We start from the raw sequence: 17,066 nt of genomic DNA on the forward strand, positions 1-17,066 counted from the left end.
ACAAACAAAATGAACAGAAAAAAAATACTGCTTGCCGGTCAGCAAAACGCCGGTAAATCTACCATCTTCAATATGCTGACCGGGGCAAGGCAGCATGTAGCAAACTATCCGGGTGTGACGGTCGATAAGAAAACCGGCTACTTTTCTAATGAAAATGGTTCCTACCAGTTAGTAGACCTGCCCGGAACCTACAGCTTAACCAGTTATTCTTTAGAAGAGCGTGTTGCCCGCAGAGCGCTCAGAGAAGAAAACGCCGATGTCGTGTTGAATGTAATGGATGCCGCGAATATCAGCCGCTCATTGCACCTGACGCTCCAGTTAATGGAAATGGAGCTGCCTGTAGTCATTGCACTCAATATGATGGACGTTGCTAAGTCAGAAGGGATCAGCATAGATTCACAGAAACTGGCAACTGAGTTAAGAGTGCCTGTTGTTGAGTGTATTGGCCGCCTTGGTAAGGGGGTGAGTGAAATTTCATCGGCAATCACAGATGTGGAAAACAGCCGTTTTAAAATTGCTTATCCGCAACTGGAAAGTTCAATTGCTGAGTTAACCGCGAATCTTGAAAAACTGCAGATAGAAAATGCGCCGGTATTGCGCTGGCTTTCAGTTCGGCTGCTTGAAAACGATCAGGAAGCGAATAAATGGCTAAGTCATGCCATCAGTGCTCAAAGTTTTGCTGAGATCCAGGAATCTGTACGGTATCAGCAGGCCAAACTGGAAACGACGCTTTCTGTCGGTATTAACGATTATATTGTGGCACAAAGGCAGCAGGTGGTTTCCCGCGTACTTTCAGCTTGTGTTGATATTGCTGAAAGAGACAGTAACCGTAAGACCCTTAGCCAGAAGATTGACAGCCTGGTTCTGAGTCGTCTGGGCGCGCCGTTTTTCCTCATCGCGACGGTTTTTGTTATCTACCAGAGCTCAATTGTTTACGGTTATGAGCTGACCAATTACTGGTGGCCATATCTGGCTTCTTTCAGGGAGTTAGTGGCCGGATTACTGCCTGATGCCGGTTTCTTATATGATCCTTATGTCCGCTCGCTTGGCCTCTGGGTTGTGGATTCTGCCAATACTTTGCTTAACTATATTCCAATCTTCCTTATCCTGTTTGCTCTGATTGCCATTCTGGAAGATTCCGGCTATATGGCCAGAATCGCGTTTATTTCAGACCGGGCTCTGAGCAAATTTGGTTTGCACGGACAAAGTACACTGCCGATGATTCTGGCTGGTGTGTTTGCCGGTGGCTGCGCAGTACCCGGCGTGATGGCAACGAAAGGGATTCCTGATAACAGAGCAAGACTGGCGACAATTCTGACGGTTCCTTTTATGAACTGCCTGGCAAAAGTACCTCTGTATACCCTGCTGCTGGGAATTTTCTTTGTTGAAGATAAGGCTTTGATGACCTTTTATATTTCAACAATCTCAATTATTGCTGCTTTACTGGTTGCCAAGCTTTTAACTAAAACCGTTTTACGCCGTACAGAAACAGCACCGTTTGTTATGGAACTGCCACGCTACAACCTGCCGACAGCGCGAAGTGTTGTGACCCGTTCACTGGAGCGTACCTGGATGTATGTCCGTAAAGTGGGCACCATAGTTCTTGCTGTCTCGACGGTTATTTTTGTTCTGCTGCAATTTCCGGGTGTACCACAGGATGAAAAACTGCAGTTCCAGGCTCAGGCTCAGCAGGCGGTGGCTAAGTTTGAAAAGAGCATTGCTAAGACAGAATATGCCGGAAAGTTCGATGAAAATTCGCTTCCGGGGCTGGTTAACTTCTACACCGATTACAAACGTGCAAAACTGAATGCATCGGGCGCTGAAGCATCGAAAAAGGTAAATACCACCTTTGCTGATATTAATGCTGAGTACTTTACGTTTGTTAAGCCGCCTAAGGGCAACAAATCGGCTAAAACGGTAAGCAAGGCCCTGAGAAAGCTGGTTTCGGAACGTAAGAAGATCCGCCGCGAAATGAAAGAGCGTCGGCTGGAGGCTTCGCTATTGGGCAGCTTTGGTCGCGCTATTGAACCTGTGACCCAATTCGCCGGATTCGACTGGAAGATCAACGTTGCTCTGTTCTCATCTTTTGCGGCCCGCGAAAGCAGTGTGGCCACCCTTGGTGTTCTGTTCCAGCAGGACGAAGACAGCAACAAGAAGCTTGAAGAGCGCATGGGTGAGTCAACTGAGCTAAGCAGTCATGGTGAAGTGACCGCGGTTGCACTGATTCTGTTCTTTATTCTGTATCCGCCATGCCTGGCTACAGTGATGATGATTAAAGTTCAGACCGGCGCATATAAGTGGATGCTGTTGTCCATCTTCTTACCGACTCTGATTGGCTTTACCGTTTCAACGGCTATTTACTCAGTGGGAACGGCATTTAATCTGTCCGGTATTGCGGCTATGTCGATTGCTTACTTTACCGGCTTAGGCATGCTGTTGATCCTTGGCTTTAAGGACAGTATCAAGCGGGCTGCTATGCCAGAAGAAATCCCGATTAAAAATATCCGATAGGAGCAGAGAGATGTACGAACAATCAATAGATATCTGGGACATTATTATCACTCTGGCCGTTGTTTTCGCCGCTGCTGTTTACGTCTATCGTAAGTTGTTCAGAAAGAAAAGTGGCTGCGCCAGTGGCTCGTGTGACTCCTGCCCCAGCGCAAAAAAATAGCCGGTACTGAATTAAAAACGCCTTAGATGAATTAATCTAATGCGTTTTTTTTTTATAAAGAAGTAAATTGCATGAGCTGGGCATATAACTCAAGACTTGATCACAACTCTGTAACCTTACGACATAAAATTAAATATTCGCGAATAAAATGGATTGATAATGTGACATCGATTCCATATAATCCTTCTCCGGCACTGTAAGGAACAGTGTTTATGAACAATAATTAGAATAACGCTTAGTTTAACTGAGCTAATCACGTAAGTGACATGTCTTATGCCGTCAATCGGCGGCTTTTTTTTAGATATGCCTGATGTGAAAGTGTTTAGCCGGTAAAAACAGACCAACCAGGAGGGTAAAATGGAACGACATCAGATCAAAGAAGCACTGGATAAAATTGCCTACATGACTCCGTACGATCCCAGGAAATCAATTGTGACCAGCGCACGCCCAAACGATATCCGCATTACCTATACAGGCGAAAAAGGGCTGGAGCGCGACTTTCGCTATTCTGATGGCGAACTTTTGGTCTGGTCTGCAGGTGTACAGGTGTGGGTACCTGCAGACTCTGTCTAAGTTATTTCATAAACAACCACAGAATCAGTTTTTGCAGCACTCTGCCGTATGGAGGGTGCAGTAACTTGCCGGTATCAAACCTGCCTTTCTGTAACACTGTCTTTGCGTGGCTAAAGGTTCTGAACCCTTCTACACCGTGATAATGTCCCATTCCTGACGGGCCGATGCCACCAAAGGGAGCATCATTGGCTGCCACATGAACAAGTGTTTCATTGATGCACACTCCACCGGAATGAGTCTGGCTTAAAACGGCTTTTCTTACCTCGGAATTATTGCTCATCAGATAAAGCGCAAGCGGCCTGGCGTTACCCTTTATATAGTTAATCGGATCTTCAAGGTGTGTGTAGGGGATAACGGGTAGTATCGGGCCAAAGATCTCTTCTTTCATCAGGGCCATATTTTCGGTGACATCGACAATAATCTGAGTCGGCCACTTTTTATTATCCGGATGAACATGAATATCAGACTCCGCCGGAGAAATACTATCGGCGCTGTAGATCTTAGCTCCCTGATAGACGGCATCGACCAGCAGTGAATGTAGCCGTTTTGCCTGTTTTTCATTGATGATTTCACTGTAATCGGCGTCGTTGTCGAAATCCGGATACATAGCGCGGAATTTATTGCAGTAGGCGAGTATAAATTCAACCAGCTTGTCTTCGGGGCAGAACACATAGTCCGGAGCAACGCATATCTGGCCTGCATTCAGGCACTTGCCGTAAATCACTCTTTCTGCGGCCAGTTCAACAGGAAAGTCATCTGCGATGATAACCGGGGATTTGCCGCCCAGTTCCAGCGTGAGCGGAGTCAGGTGTTTAGAGGATGATTTTATGACTTCTCTGCCAATGGATGCTGAACCGGTAAATAACAGGTGATCAAAAGGCAGTTCAGTAAATCTTGCTGATATCTCTTCTTTTCCTTCTACTACCGCAACTTCCGCTTCTTCGAAACAGGAAGCGAGCAACTCACGAATGACTTCGTTGGTTCGCGGAGTAAACTCAGATAGCTTGAGCATGGCTCTGTTACCAGCCGCTATTGCTGTGACTAAAGGTGTCAGTGATAGCACTACAGGGAAATTCCATGGTGAGATAATCCCGCAAACGCCTTTAGGCTGGTATTCAACTCTCAGCCTGGCTGGTGCCAGCAGCAGGCCAGCCGAGCGTTTGTCCGGCTTCATCCATGCTTTGAGTTTGCGCTTAGTGTACCTGATATGCGAGATAACCGGCAGAATATCGGCAATTAAAGTGTCGTATTCGGCCCGGTGCCCGTAATCTTCACTGATGGCTTGTGTCAGGTTTTTCTGGTTTTCTAACAGGCTTTTTTTTAGTTTCTGCAGAGATTCGATGCGCGTTTTTCTATCAGGGTAGGGAGAAGCGTTAAACTCCTCTTTCTGGCGACAAAAAATCCGCTCCATTCTGTAGATGCTGTCGGCAATTGTTTCTGACATCGCTACTGACTCTCTGCTCAAGCTATACCTCTGATAATTTTGGACTGTATAACCCAATATAGCGATATAACCCGTGGTTTAAAGCCGATCATTATCACATTTTTAGGGGTTTTGTTCATAAAGTTCATAGTGTCTATTTAAATTCGCAGGTTATAGAGTTAAGTCAAAATAATAACTGTGGAGAAGCATACTCTATGTAGCCAGAGAGACTGAGTGTTTAGTCAATTACAATATTACTCCGGCTTGGGGAAGCCCCCTGAACGGATACCTGGTTTGTGCAAAGCCCCTTTGCTTGCGAAACGCAAGCTTTATCACATTTAATTTGTATTAACCTTGTATTTAATCAGGCTGTAGAGTAAAGCTATTCTGGACTCTCTTATTCCAACAATTTAACTTAAGGTTGTACCATGTTTAAGATTCCTGTTCTTATCGTTGAAGATATAAAAGAGATGTCCAGTCTGCTCTCTGAGCATATCTCCACTCTTTATCCTTACCATGTTGTGGGAATCGCCCCTACGCTCGCCGATGCACGTATGATGATCAACCATCTTAAGCCGTCATTGATTTTGCTGGATAACTATTTGCCGGACGGAACCGGTTTAAGCCTGCTTAAGAGTTTAAGAGCAAAAGATAACCCGGTGGACGTTATTTTTGTAACGGCAGCAAATGATACTGAAACCACGGTTACTGCGATTCGTTACGGCGCCTTTGATTACCTGTTAAAGCCGTTTTCTCTGGATCAGGTAAGCGACTCGCTTTCCCGTTATTTTGAGTTCAACCGAAGTGTGTTTATCGAAAAAGATGAGAATATTAACCAGTCGTTTGTAAAGCGAATCTACAATACGCACCTTAACTCCGACAGCATGACCAGCCATCCTAAGGGCATTGATTCGATTACGCTGCAAAAAGTGCTTGCCGCATTTGGGGAAGGCGAATCTTATACGGCAGATATGATCAGTAAGAAGACAGAAATAAGCCGCACAACCGCTCGCCGTTATCTGGAATACGCAACGAACATTGGTCAGCTAAATGCGGATATTGAGCACGGTAAAGTTGGCCGGCCTCAGCGCTCTTTCCGCCTGGCGATGTCTAAACACCCGGTATAAAGCGAATTTTTCTGCGTCATCCCGGAAATAGCGAAGCTATTATCCGGGATCTACTTTCCTGACCCTTATACAAAGGTTTAAGGAGCCAAAGAATGCTCCTCCCCTTAACCTCGAAAGGCGGAATTTTCGAAGAAGTAGCATCGAAGGGGAGGCTGGGAGGGGTTGCTTCTCATGAGCTTAAGTTTTGGTGGCTTAACCATGCATGGCATAACCAACCCCCTCTAACTCCCCCTTCTATTAGCTTTATCAACCAATTATGCTCTATTACTCAAGGGGGAGCACCGTTCTTTGGCCATTTTAATATTTGTGTATAAGAGTCTGCCTTATACAACGCGCCTTAATAAGATCCCCATTTTCATGGGAATGACGACTGAAGTAAGGAACTACAGAGAAATATCACCCTGCAGAATCTTCTTAGCTGTTCTGATCAAAGAAACAGAAGAAACCTTATCACCCTCTCTTGCCACCTTAAGGTCAATAAAGCCTGACGGGTGCTCAATACAGCAATCCACAAGATCGGAATCCAGCTTAAGCAGCTCTGAACTTACAGTGCCTTCCTGACAAATTGACATTGTCAGAGCAATACTACCGGTTACCGCGATTGCCTTGTGACATTTAGCCGGAACATAGTAACGGGCGCTGATAGTGCCTCTATCCGTAGCAGGTTTTGCAACAAGAATTGGTTTCGGGATTACCTTGTCTGAAACATCACCCAGTCCCATCATTTCACCAGCCTGACGGCGAAGTGACTCAAGCTTTTGCGTGAATTCTGTATCAGCATCCAGTTCAGCCGGTTTTTCATAACCGGTTTTGCCAAATTGTGCCGCATCAACAATCATTACCGGGATAGCTGCGTCCACACAGCTGATATTGTAGTCTCCAACCTGATCCTGAACATTGCCGGTAGGGAACAGCTTACCTGTTTTTGCGCCTTCAACATCAAGGAAGGTCAGCTCGATTGGAGCGCCCGGGCTGTTTACACCACTGATGTAAGTATCACCGGCATAGTTAACCTTGCCATCTGGTGTTTCTACATTAGCGTAGATAATCTTATTGGTGTTTACATTGCGAATCTTGATTTGGGTCTTGTCCCCAGCCGCTTCAACCAGGCCTTTTTCAAGTGCAAACGGACCAACACCGGAAAGGATATTGCCGCAGTTTGGTGAAAAGTCTACGGTCTTGTCTGCAATACCAACCTGAGCAAACAGATAGTCAACATCAATGCCCGGCTCTTCAGATGGGCCAACAATAGCCACTTTACTTGTCAGGCTGTTACCGCCACCGATACCTTCAATCTGCAGTTCATGGCCAGAGCCCATTGCTTTCATCAGTACTTCTGCCATCGCATCTCTGTCTTCAGGAAGATCCGACGCCAGGAAGTAAGGGCCACGGGATGTACCACCACGCATTAGGGTAACAGGTAGGTTTGATTGGGTCATAGTGTTCTCTCTTCGTTATTAAACGGCTTTGAGCACTATCTTGTTGTATTTGCTTAAGGGGAATTGAGAAGGGAGAAGGTTGTTACTGAAAAAATAAAAAACAGTATGGCCACAATGAACAAAACCTTTTGGGGATTTATCTCTCACGCGAGTGACATCACACCATTTGTCCATCTTATCTTTTTGCTCACACATATAATGGAGTAATTACTCTAATTATTTTTCTATTCCAGATAAGAGGCAAAAAAATGGATACCCCTACACCGACAAAAAAGGCGGCTTTCAAGGTGCTCGAAATCAAAGAGAGCGTCTTTGAAAACAATGAACGCCAGGCAGATCTGCTACGTGAAGAGTTAAAGGAGAAAAAGCTGTTTCTGCTGAATCTGATGTCTTCGCCCGGATCAGGTAAAACCACAACCCTGGTGAATACGTTAAACCGAATTAAAGATGAGATGAGAGTCGGGGTGATGGAAGCCGATATCGATTCTGATGTTGATGCCCATACCATAGCAAAGCAGGGAGTTAAGGTTATCCAACTGCACACCGGCGGTATGTGTCATTTGGATGCGGATATGACCCGCCAGGGGCTGGAGGGTTTAGAGGCCGATGAACTGGATCTGGCGGTTCTGGAAAACGTAGGCAACCTGGTTTGCCCGGCGGAATTTGATACCGGCGCGGTGAAAAACGCCATGATTTTAAGTGTTCCTGAAGGTGATGATAAGCCGCTTAAATACCCGTTAATGTTTTCTATCTGTGATGTGCTGCTGATTAACAAAATCGATGTGGCCGAGCACTTTGACTTTGATCTGCAGGCCGTAACTGAACGGGTTAAAAAACTCAACCCCGCTATCAAGGTAATTCCTATTTCAGCAAGAACCGGTGAAGGCGTGGAAGAGTGGGCAGACTGGCTGCGTGAGCAGGTAACAAACTGGCAGAAAAACTAAAAGAGCAGACAGATGGAAGCAGTTGTGATTAAAGAAAAAGTAATGGCTTATGCCCATAAGATAAGCATGGTTAAGCCGGGGTCATCAAGGGGACTTACGCCGGATGATCCTGAATATAAGGTCCTGGAGCCTATTTTGACCGAAGAGATGGCTGAGGTCGGTCTGTGTCTTGAAATGCATGATAATCCGCTAAGCGCAGAAGAGGTTGCTGCTAAGTGCGGCAAGCCGGCAGAGCAGGTTGAAAAGCTGTTGTGGCAACTGGCTGTGGTGGGAGGAGCATTTGTTAACAGGATCAATGGAGTGGACAGATACTGGCACGATATCTGGGTACCGGGCCATATGGAGATGATTGTTAACAATAAAGAACTTATCGAAAAGTATCCGCAGTTGGGGGAAGCTTTCGATGCTTTCGGAAAAAAGCGTGGCCCTATGGCGGCAGGAAATATACCGGTAGGTAACGGACCGATGCGGGTGATTCCTATTGAGAGCGCCATTGACGGAGATACCCGCAGCGCATCGTTTGAGGAGGTATCCGGATATCTGGAAGCAAACACGGTTTTCTCTTTGTCAGACTGTGCGTGCAGGACTTCCCGCGAGGCGATGGGAGAGGGGTGCGGGCACCTGAAAGAGGATATGTGTATTCAGATGGGGCATGCTGCTGAGTACTATATTCGCACAGGACGTGGCCGAGCGATCAGTCGTGAAGATGCTTATGAAGTGATAAGAAAAGCCGAAGAAAATGGTCTGATGCACCAGATCCCCAATTTTGACGGCAGCGGGAAAACCCATGCTATCTGTAACTGCTGTGGCTGTGGCTGCTTTGCATTAAGACTGGCTACCCAGTGGCAAAACCCGGATATGATCCGCTCAAACTATGTTGTAAAAATCGACAAAGATAAATGTGTCGCTTGTGGTGAGTGTGTGGAGACCTGCCCGACCAACGCGCTAAAGCTAGGGCAAAAGCTCTGTTCACCTCACACATCGAAGGCTCCGGTATGGAAAGAGACGCCGCGCGATACCGAGTGGGGCTCTGAGCGTTTTAATCCGGATTACCGGGTTAACAAACAGGTGAGCATGGATGAAGGTACCGCACCCTGTAAGGCGGGGTGTCCGGCGCATATCGGTATTCAGGGCTATATGAAGCTTGCTGCTCAGGGCAAATACACTGAGGCGTTGAAGCTGATCAAAAAAGAGAATCCGTTCCCGGCGGTTTGCGGCCGGATTTGTCCTAAGAACTGTGAGTCGGCCTGTACACGAGGGGATATTGATGACCCGGTTGCCATCGATGATATTAAAAAGTTTATTGCCCAGCAGGACTTAAATGCCGCTACCCGGTACGTGCCGGAAAAGCGTTACGATTGCCATGACAAAAAGATCGCTGTTGTGGGTAGCGGGCCTGCCGGACTTTCCTGTGCCTATTTTCTCGCTCTTGATGGTTACAACGTCACCGTCTATGAGAAGCAACCTGTGGTGGGGGGAATGTTGACTTTGGGCATTCCTTCTTATCGTCTTGAGAAAGAAGTTATCAATGCGGAAATCGATATCCTCCGTGAACTGGGCGTTCAGTTCTGTACCGGGGTTGAAGTGGGGCGAGATATTAGCATCGCACAGATGCGCGAGCAGGGCTTTAACGCCTTCTATATTGCCATAGGTGCACAGGCAGGCCGGAAACTGGGCCTGGAAGGTGAAGAGGCTGAGGGCGTTTGTACCGGCGTTGATTTCTTACGTGAAGTCAACTTGGGCAATAAAGCCGAGCTAAATGGCAAGGTTGTGGTGATTGGCGGAGGAAACGTGGCTATCGATGTCGCCCGTACCGCTGTGCGCAGCGGGGCTGAAAAAGTCACTCTATTCTGCCTTGAAGGACGCTATCAGATGCCGGCGCACGATGAAGAAGTCGAAGAGGCTCTGGAAGAGGGCATTGATATCTGCAATCGCTGGGGGCCGAAACGCATCTTAACGGATAACGGCAGAGTAACAGGTATTGAACTGCATAAATGTCTGTCAGTGCTTGACGACTCCGGGCGCTTTAATCCGGCCTTTGATACTGAAAACTCAGTTGTTATTGATGCAGAGCATGTGCTTATTTCAGTGGGACAGGCAATGCAGTGGGGTGAGCTGCTCACCGGTAGCCAAGTTGAGCTTAATCCGAACCAGACGGTGAAAGCAAACCAGTTAACTTTCCAGACGGCAGAAGAGGACATTTTTGTTGGCGGCGATGCCATGACAGGCCCCCGCTTTGCCATTGATGCCATTGCTCAGGGTAAAGAGGGGTCAATCTCCATCCATCGCTATGTTCAGAGTGGTCAGAGTCTGGAAATTGGCCGCTTAAAGCGCCAGTACACATCATTCGATAAAGAGAGCATTCAGTTTGGCGGCTTTGATAATACGCCGCGTCAGCGCATTGCCCATGTGAATGGACGTGAGTCGAAAGCCACCTTCCGTGATCTGAGAGGGACCTTTACCGAAGATCAGGTAAAAAAGGAAGCAGAGCGATGTCTGGGCTGCGGTGTCGTAGTGCCGGATGAGTATATGTGCGTCGGTTGTGGCTCCTGTACAACCAAGTGTAAGTTTGGTGCCATTTCTCTGGTGAAAACCTTTGATGCCGAGGGCGATGCCCTTAAAGACGCCAGGAAAAAAATCATTAAACATGCACTGAAACGTAAAGTGAAGATAACGGTGAATAAGCCCATTAAGAAGATTAAGCGGATCTTTGCGATTTCTGAGGAGTAACAATAAACGGGCAGGATTCGTTCTGCCCGTTTCCGGAGGTTAAAAATGCATGAATTAGGTGTTGTGATAGAAGTGGTGAAAAGGGTTGAAAGTATCGCCCGCGAGAATCAGCTGGCTGAGGTTGAAACCATTGTGCTTCAGATTGGCGAGCTTTCTTCAATGATCCCCAAATATGTTAAAGAGTGCTTTCCTGCTGCGGTTGATGGTACAAGGCTGGAGAAGACTAAACTGGAGATAGAGATCATCCCTGCCAATGCAATGTGTAAAGGGTGCAGGGAGGTATTTAATATTTTACAAAGCCGATCGGTCTGCCCTCACTGTGAGAGCAGAGAATGGGGCCTGCTAAGCGGAAAGGAGTTTCTGATTAAAGAAATTGTGGCTTGTTAGGCCGCAGTGGCTTCAGGCTCACTGTTTTTCATTATGTGCTTTTTTAGCTTTTTGCGCAGCTTATTCAGTGACAGATCAAATTGCGACTGGTTGTTATTTGGCACCGTCGCTTTAAATGCTTTCCATTTGGAGTCCTGCCAGCGTTCTACCAGTCCTACCGCTTCTTCTGCATCCCAGTGCAGCATGTAGCGGCTCTGGCCATTGGAATACATGGAGTAGGTTGAGCCGCACTTATCAGTGACAGTATCTTCGATGAGTTCGTAAAAGCAAAATTCGTCCAGTACTTCAACTAAACCAGACTTAAACTCTTGGTATGTAGTCATACCGCATCCCCAAAAATGGCTTATCCGGGCGCAACATACCGCAATTAAACTGGTTTGACAAACGCCTTTTCCCGGGCTTATCGACACCTTGTCCCCCTGAAATTTGGATGAATGCCAGATAAAAAACAGATAAGGTTATCTTATCGAATGCCTGAAATATTTTAAATATCAGGCGGTTAGCGCTGAAAGGCGTTGACTGTAATTTTATGTTAATATACGCGGCGCGAGATTGAGCAATTAGCCAAAAGTCAGCCCGGTACGGGTGATTTTTTACCAATGTTGTGAACATGGTACGAGCTGGCCAATCAAATATTAACCGGAATGGAGTTGGTTTTTTCTATTCGTTAATTCGAATATGTGAATGTCATAATTTATGAGTTTTAAATCAAAAAAATACAGTATTGATTCTACAGACTATCAGGTTGGTCAGGATAACATCAATAAGTGGGGCATGGATGTCCACAACACAGTTTTTACCGCTTCTGCAGGTCTATCGATTCTTTTCATTGTTACTCTGTTAACACTGGCACCAGCAGATGCAAAAGCCGCCATTGACTCTGTTAAGAGTGCGGTGTTGTCAAATTTCGACTTCCTCTTTATGTGGGGAGCAAACCTTTTACTCCTGTTTGCCGTTGTTTTAGCGGTTTCACCACTGGGTAAAATTCGTCTGGGTGGCGATGATGCGACTACCGAATATTCAACCATGTCCTGGATTGCCATGCTGTTTGCAGCAGGTATGGGTATCGGGTTGATTTTCTGGGGTGTTGCAGAACCAACCGCTTTCTTCACTGACTGGTACGGTACGCCTCTAAACGCAGAAGCTTATACGCCTGAAGGCCGTGAAGTGGCGCTAGGTGCAACCGTTTTCCACTGGGGTCTGCATGCCTGGGCTATCTATGGCATGGCTGCGCTATGTCTTGCTTACTTTGTGTATAACAAGGGCCTGCCGCTTTCAATGCGCTCCGTATTCTACCCGCTGTTAGGTGACAGAGTCTGGGGCAAAATCGGTGATGTTATCGATGTAATGACGGTACTGGTTACTCTGTTTGGTCTGGCAACCTCGCTTGGCTTAGGTGGCTCACAGGCTGCCAGCGGCATCAGTCATGTTTTCGGCTTTGAAAACAGCCTTTACCTGCAGCAGTTTATTATTGTACTGATTATGGGGCTGGCCATTCTTTCCGTAATGCGGGGTATGGACGGTGGCGTTAAGCTGCTTAGTAACCTGAATATGATCATTGCTTTCGTATTCCTTGGCTTTATCGCAGTTCTGAACTTCACAACGGTACTTGACTCTCTGGCAACAGCAGTTGTCGGCTATGTGAAAAACATTGTTCCGCTAAGCCAGACTTCTGGTCGTGAAGATACAACATGGCTACACGGCTGGACTGTGTTTTACTGGGCCTGGTGGGTAGCCTATGCGCCGTTCTTCGGTATGTTTGTTGCCCGTATCTCTAAAGGCCGTACCGTTCGCGAGTTCCTTTTCTGCGTATTGATTATTCCGACACTGGTAACCACGGCATGGATGTCTGTTTTTGGTGGCGTTGCCATTGAGCAGATAATTGATAAGGTCGGACTGTTGGGCGCGGATCAGGGCATTACCGATGTATCTCTGAGTCTGTTCTATATGCTGGATGCATACTCAGTCGGCAATATTATCTCTGTTATTGCGGTGGCGCTGATCATTGTTTTCTTTGTTACGACACTGGACTCGGGCTCAATCGTTATCGATAGCATGACGGCGGGTGGTAAGCTGGAAGTACCAATGAAGCAAAAAGTGGTTTGGGCGATTATCTCAGGTGTTATTGCAATGGTTATGCTTTGGATTGGTGGCACTCAGTCGATTCAGGCGCTGCAATCCATCACCATTATTGCCGCACTGCCATTTACGCTTATTCTGCTGCTTGGCTGTGTTAGTCTGCTTAAAGGGCTGTTAACCGAAGTGGAACAGCCAAAAGCTGCGGCTAAATTAGGCAAGCAAAGCTAAATTCAGCTAATGGCGATACTCTGTTGTTATAAGCAGAGTATCGCTTCTTATCTTTTTTACACATCGTATTTCGATTTATCACCAATATCGAAGTGTCTCGGCATACGCCATTTATAAATACTGGTAATCAAAAAGAGCGCGCCAGCGATAGCGGCAAGAACTTTCGCAGCAGTTGTTGCTTCAAATTCCAGGCAGAACCACAGAGCGGCAAGAATTAAAGGTTGCAGCGGTAATCCCGGCACTTTAAAGCAGAAATACTCTTTAAAGCAGAGTCCGCCCAGCGTAATAAATGCGCCACCCATCCCAAACATCGGATAACCCAGTACAAAGCAGAGTAAGCCAACCCAGGTTGCAAACTGGAGCAGCAGGCGGAAGGGTTTCATATAGATGTGCAGGGAAGAGGCGCACATTGCAGCGCAGACAAACACAAGATTTTCCATAGGATAATCCAGGCCCCACGGCAGTAGCGTAATAACCGGAAAAGCGAAGGTGAAACCGAGTCTGTATATGATAACTGTCAGGTGATCCAGTTTATCCATTGGTGATTTAATATGCGGGTCAGCCATCTGTCTTTGTCCCTAAAAATATAAGCAGAAGCAGATTGTTAGGGTGATTTGAGTTTTAGTTTTTGATTTCTGACAAGAAAGAGAAAAATAGACGAATTTTGTTTAACAGGCGGCCTTTATGTATTTCGCTTTGTCCGGTTTATATCTGTGATGACATCAGAGAAAGGAGAGTTTGATGTTTTTTCGGGTATGGTATCTTGTATAAGGTATCACAAAAAAATTGATAATATCAGTCTTGCCACAAATAAATCACAGCCTATAATGCTGAAAACCGGAGCGTCTGCCAACGCTCCGGTTTTTTTGTGTCCGAAGAAAAGTAAGGCTTCTGCCAAAGCTTTACCAACAACACTGTACATGGACCATAATCTATGTGACGGACACACAGTTAATGAATCAAGGAATTGCACAATGCGTATCGAACATGAACTTAAGCTCGGATTTAAAGATGTACTGTTTCGCCCGAAACGTTCAACACTGAAAAGCCGCTCTCAAGTAAATTTAACCCGCGAGTTTACATTCAAGCACAGTGGTCGTCAATGGTCTGGTGTACCGGTAATTGCCGCCAATATGGATTCAGTCGCCACTTTCGAAATGGCAGAGGCCCTTGCCCGTCATAATGTGATGACAGCGGTACACAAACACTACTCAGTTGATGACTGGAAAGCCTTTGTAAAAAATGCAGATGACATTACGCTGAACAATATCATGGTTTCCACCGGAACTTCAGATGAAGAATTCCAGAAAACCCAGGAGATCATGGCGCTTTCTGATGACCTGCTGTTTATCTGTGTTGATATTGCCAACGGCTACTCAGAGCATCTGGTGGATTATGTCACCAAGGTGCGCGAAGCCTTTCCGGACAAAGTGATTTCAGCAGGTAATGTAGTGACAGGCGATATGGTTGAAGAGCTGATTATCGCAGGTGCCGACATCGTAAAAGTGGGCATTGGCCCGGGTTCCGTTTGCACAACCCGTGTAAAAACAGGCGTTGGTTATCCTCAGTTATCCGCCATAATTGAGTGCGCAGACGCAGCTCATGGCCTTGGTGGCCGTATCATTGGCGATGGCGGCTGTACCTGTGCCGGTGACGTGTCAAAAGCCTTCGGCGGCGGCGCTGATTTCGTAATGCTGGGCGGCATGCTGGCCGGCCACGAAGAGTCAGGCGGTGAAGTGGTTGAAGTAAACGACGGAAAGTTTATGAAGTTCTACGGCATGAGCTCCCAGTCAGCTATGGACAAGCATTCCGGCGGTGTAGCTGGCTACCGCGCAGCTGAAGGAAAAACCGTACTTATCCCATACCGCGGAAGTGTGCACAACACCATTTCAGACATCCTCGGCGGGGTGCGTTCAACCTGTACATATGTTGGTGCTTCAAGGCTTAAGGAGCTGACTAAAAGAACGACTTTTATTCGGGTGCAGGAGCAGGAAAATAATGTTTTTGGGAAGGAGTAGAACTCCAAATATCGCATAAACCTGAATGATTGAGAGCCGCTTTTAGCGGCTCTTGTTGTATACGCATAAATTATGGCTATTAGCATCACGTTTTGATGTATCAGCTAAATAAAATTGCTGAAAGCGGAAGTAATATTTTTTACCATTATTGAAAATAATTTCCACCATTGCTATAAAAGGCGACAAGGTTGATCGAATCGTAATTATGGCTGTTGAATGAAGAGTTGTTTAACTCACTTTCCCAAAAAGCCTTCTCAGGAGAGCTATAACCGAGGTAACCTCAATGGAAAAAGAGTATTTGCAAATAGATTTATCCAGAGAAGAAAAGGAAGCAATCCTGAACTTGGCTGGCTTTACTATTCTTGATAAGAACACTAAGTTAGATCTTGAAAATAAAAGGAAAAAGTGGATTCGCTTCCAAAAATATGATTTATCTCATGTTATCGGAGAACTGTCTTACCATTTTAATAGAGCCAGTAGCGATAGACTGTTTTATTTTTTAGATGAGCTAATCGGGCATCTGGAATTTTACGAGAAAAGTGTATAACGCCTTGTTCCCACGGTCCCCGTGGGAATACATACCTGACTTAAAGCAATCCACTTTACCTACTGCATTTCATTCCACCCAAGGTATGCATTACCACGCTGGAGCATGGTAACGAGCACAAACGCAACTACGCCGTCGTTTCTATTCTGATCTCAGAACAGACTTTACTTTATACATAAGCACCAGAGAAGCGAGTGCAAGAGTTACCGCGTTTGCGATGATCATCGGACGGTCACTAACCGTCAGGCCGTATCCGAGCCAGTTTGCTACACCAAGTACAAAAATCACATACATACTTAACGAAATGCCCTGGATGATTGCCGTCCCTTAGAACTAACGCTCTTATTCATTACAAGTAAAAAATGAAAAACATGGGTGACGATAGAAACCTGGCAATAAATTCGTCAACTTAATCAAGGTATAAACTTTCACTATATTAGTTAGCAAGTTACATTTGGAATGCATTATTTTCTATTTTAGATGCTTATATTAATAGGTTGCAGGAACTCAAACGTGTTTATATATAAAAATACTTACTTATTATGTGGGCAAATTTTTAGAGTTAATTATGTTTTTGCGTTAATAGCTTAATATTACTTGTTGTCTTATTGTTATCGGAACTCTGATACTGCGGCCTGCTAAGAAAGTCCCATACCACCCGTATTTTATGGAAAACTCTCCTGCTTTCGGCCCTGGCAGAAGAGTAGTGGAGTGATGGAAATGTTCACAAGATAACAAGGCACAGCGTAGGGAGGAACTAACGGATAATTTAAGTTAATAATATTAATTATCAACGCAAACGTTTATATTTTGTTGCCAGAAACTTTTTTGTACTATGTTCATATGACAAATTTCCCGCAAGCAAACGTATAACCTAGACTTAAAGCTCAAAATTAATTC

The 17,066-nt window shown here is 45.8% G+C and carries 15 protein-coding genes; 10 read left to right on the forward strand and 5 right to left on the reverse strand.

Annotated features, from left to right (window positions below; all coding sequences use genetic code 11):
* Positions 1 to 9: 9 nt before the first annotated feature.
* The 3 genes from feoB to L3Q72_RS15440 all read left to right on the forward strand — a co-directional run bounded on the left by feoB (position 10) and on the right by L3Q72_RS15440 (position 3,244).
* Entirely contained in the window at positions 10 to 2,511 is a 2,502-nt protein-coding gene (gene feoB / locus L3Q72_RS15430; RefSeq protein WP_275133055.1) for a ferrous iron transport protein B, read from the forward strand.
* A 10-nt stretch (positions 2,512 to 2,521) separates the two neighbouring features.
* Positions 2,522 to 2,671 carry a FeoB-associated Cys-rich membrane protein gene (locus L3Q72_RS15435; RefSeq protein WP_275133056.1) on the forward strand — a complete coding sequence of 50 codons (150 nt, stop codon included), beginning with the start codon at positions 2,522 to 2,524 and terminating at the stop codon, positions 2,669 to 2,671.
* A 357-nt stretch (positions 2,672 to 3,028) separates the two neighbouring features.
* Positions 3,029 to 3,244 carry a hypothetical protein gene (locus L3Q72_RS15440; RefSeq protein WP_275133057.1) on the forward strand — a complete coding sequence of 72 codons (216 nt, stop codon included), beginning with the start codon at positions 3,029 to 3,031 and terminating at the stop codon, positions 3,242 to 3,244.
* 1 nt (position 3,245) lies between these two features.
* On the opposite strand, the gene L3Q72_RS15445 is transcribed toward L3Q72_RS15440, so the two are convergent.
* Positions 3,246 to 4,688, reverse strand: coding sequence for a coniferyl aldehyde dehydrogenase (locus L3Q72_RS15445; protein WP_275133058.1), 1,443 nt, complete (start codon positions 4,686 to 4,688; stop codon positions 3,246 to 3,248).
* 407 nt (positions 4,689 to 5,095) lie between these two features.
* Here L3Q72_RS15445 and L3Q72_RS15450 point away from each other — a divergent pair, with 407 nt between their 5' ends.
* Complete coding sequence (locus L3Q72_RS15450) at positions 5,096 to 5,794, forward strand: response regulator (RefSeq protein WP_275133059.1); 699 nt, start codon at positions 5,096 to 5,098, stop codon at positions 5,792 to 5,794.
* Positions 5,795 to 6,177: 383 nt separating this feature from the next.
* On the opposite strand, the gene L3Q72_RS15455 is transcribed toward L3Q72_RS15450, so the two are convergent.
* On the reverse strand, positions 6,178 to 7,233 hold the full coding sequence (locus tag L3Q72_RS15455; protein ID WP_275133060.1) for a 4-oxalomesaconate tautomerase: 1,056 nt from the start codon (positions 7,231 to 7,233) through the stop codon (positions 6,178 to 6,180).
* A 248-nt stretch (positions 7,234 to 7,481) separates the two neighbouring features.
* On the opposite strand from L3Q72_RS15455, the gene hypB reads away from it, so the two are divergent.
* From hypB to L3Q72_RS15470, 3 genes are read left to right on the forward strand one after another with little or no spacing between them, the layout of a single operon-like run.
* The gene (hypB, locus tag L3Q72_RS15460; protein WP_275133061.1) at positions 7,482 to 8,177 is read left to right on the forward strand and encodes a hydrogenase nickel incorporation protein HypB; all 696 of its coding nucleotides are present in this window, start codon (positions 7,482 to 7,484) and stop codon (positions 8,175 to 8,177) included.
* 12 nt (positions 8,178 to 8,189) lie between these two features.
* Positions 8,190 to 10,907, forward strand: coding sequence for an FAD-dependent oxidoreductase (locus L3Q72_RS15465; RefSeq protein ID WP_275133062.1), 2,718 nt, complete (start codon positions 8,190 to 8,192; stop codon positions 10,905 to 10,907).
* Between the two features lie 45 nt (positions 10,908 to 10,952).
* Positions 10,953 to 11,294: a hydrogenase maturation nickel metallochaperone HypA gene (locus L3Q72_RS15470; protein ID WP_275133063.1), complete on the forward strand. Its 342-nt coding sequence runs from the start codon at positions 10,953 to 10,955 to the stop codon at positions 11,292 to 11,294.
* Here the strand turns inward: L3Q72_RS15470 and L3Q72_RS15475 are convergent.
* The gene (locus L3Q72_RS15475) at positions 11,291 to 11,617 is read right to left on the reverse strand and encodes a hypothetical protein (protein WP_275133064.1); all 327 of its coding nucleotides are present in this window, start codon (positions 11,615 to 11,617) and stop codon (positions 11,291 to 11,293) included. The genes L3Q72_RS15470 and L3Q72_RS15475 overlap by 4 nt on opposite strands.
* Positions 11,618 to 11,990: 373 nt before the next feature.
* Here L3Q72_RS15475 and L3Q72_RS15480 point away from each other — a divergent pair, with 373 nt between their 5' ends.
* Positions 11,991 to 13,601 (forward strand): BCCT family transporter, encoded by a 1,611-nt coding sequence (locus tag L3Q72_RS15480; RefSeq protein WP_275133065.1) that lies wholly within the window; start codon positions 11,991 to 11,993, stop codon positions 13,599 to 13,601.
* A gap of 56 nt (positions 13,602 to 13,657) precedes the next feature.
* Here the strand turns inward: L3Q72_RS15480 and L3Q72_RS15485 are convergent, their stop codons facing one another.
* A complete protein-coding gene (locus L3Q72_RS15485) occupies positions 13,658 to 14,167 on the reverse strand; it encodes a DUF2301 domain-containing membrane protein (RefSeq protein ID WP_275133066.1) in 510 nt (169 codons plus the stop codon).
* Positions 14,168 to 14,575: 408 nt separating this feature from the next.
* Between L3Q72_RS15485 and L3Q72_RS15490 the strand changes: the two genes are divergently transcribed.
* Together L3Q72_RS15490 and L3Q72_RS15495 are read left to right on the forward strand one after the other, a co-directional pair.
* Positions 14,576 to 15,619 (forward strand): GMP reductase, encoded by a 1,044-nt coding sequence (locus L3Q72_RS15490; RefSeq protein WP_275133067.1) that lies wholly within the window; start codon positions 14,576 to 14,578, stop codon positions 15,617 to 15,619.
* A gap of 283 nt (positions 15,620 to 15,902) precedes the next feature.
* Complete coding sequence (locus L3Q72_RS15495; RefSeq protein ID WP_275133068.1) at positions 15,903 to 16,166, forward strand: hypothetical protein; 264 nt, start codon at positions 15,903 to 15,905, stop codon at positions 16,164 to 16,166.
* Between the two features lie 141 nt (positions 16,167 to 16,307).
* Here the strand turns inward: L3Q72_RS15495 and L3Q72_RS15500 are convergent, their stop codons facing one another.
* Complete coding sequence (locus L3Q72_RS15500) at positions 16,308 to 16,454, reverse strand: hypothetical protein (protein WP_275133069.1); 147 nt, start codon at positions 16,452 to 16,454, stop codon at positions 16,308 to 16,310.
* Positions 16,455 to 17,066: the final 612 nt, after the last annotated feature.

The organism is Vibrio sp. JC009 (assembly GCF_029016485.1).
GTDB lineage: Bacteria > Pseudomonadota > Gammaproteobacteria > Enterobacterales > Vibrionaceae > Vibrio.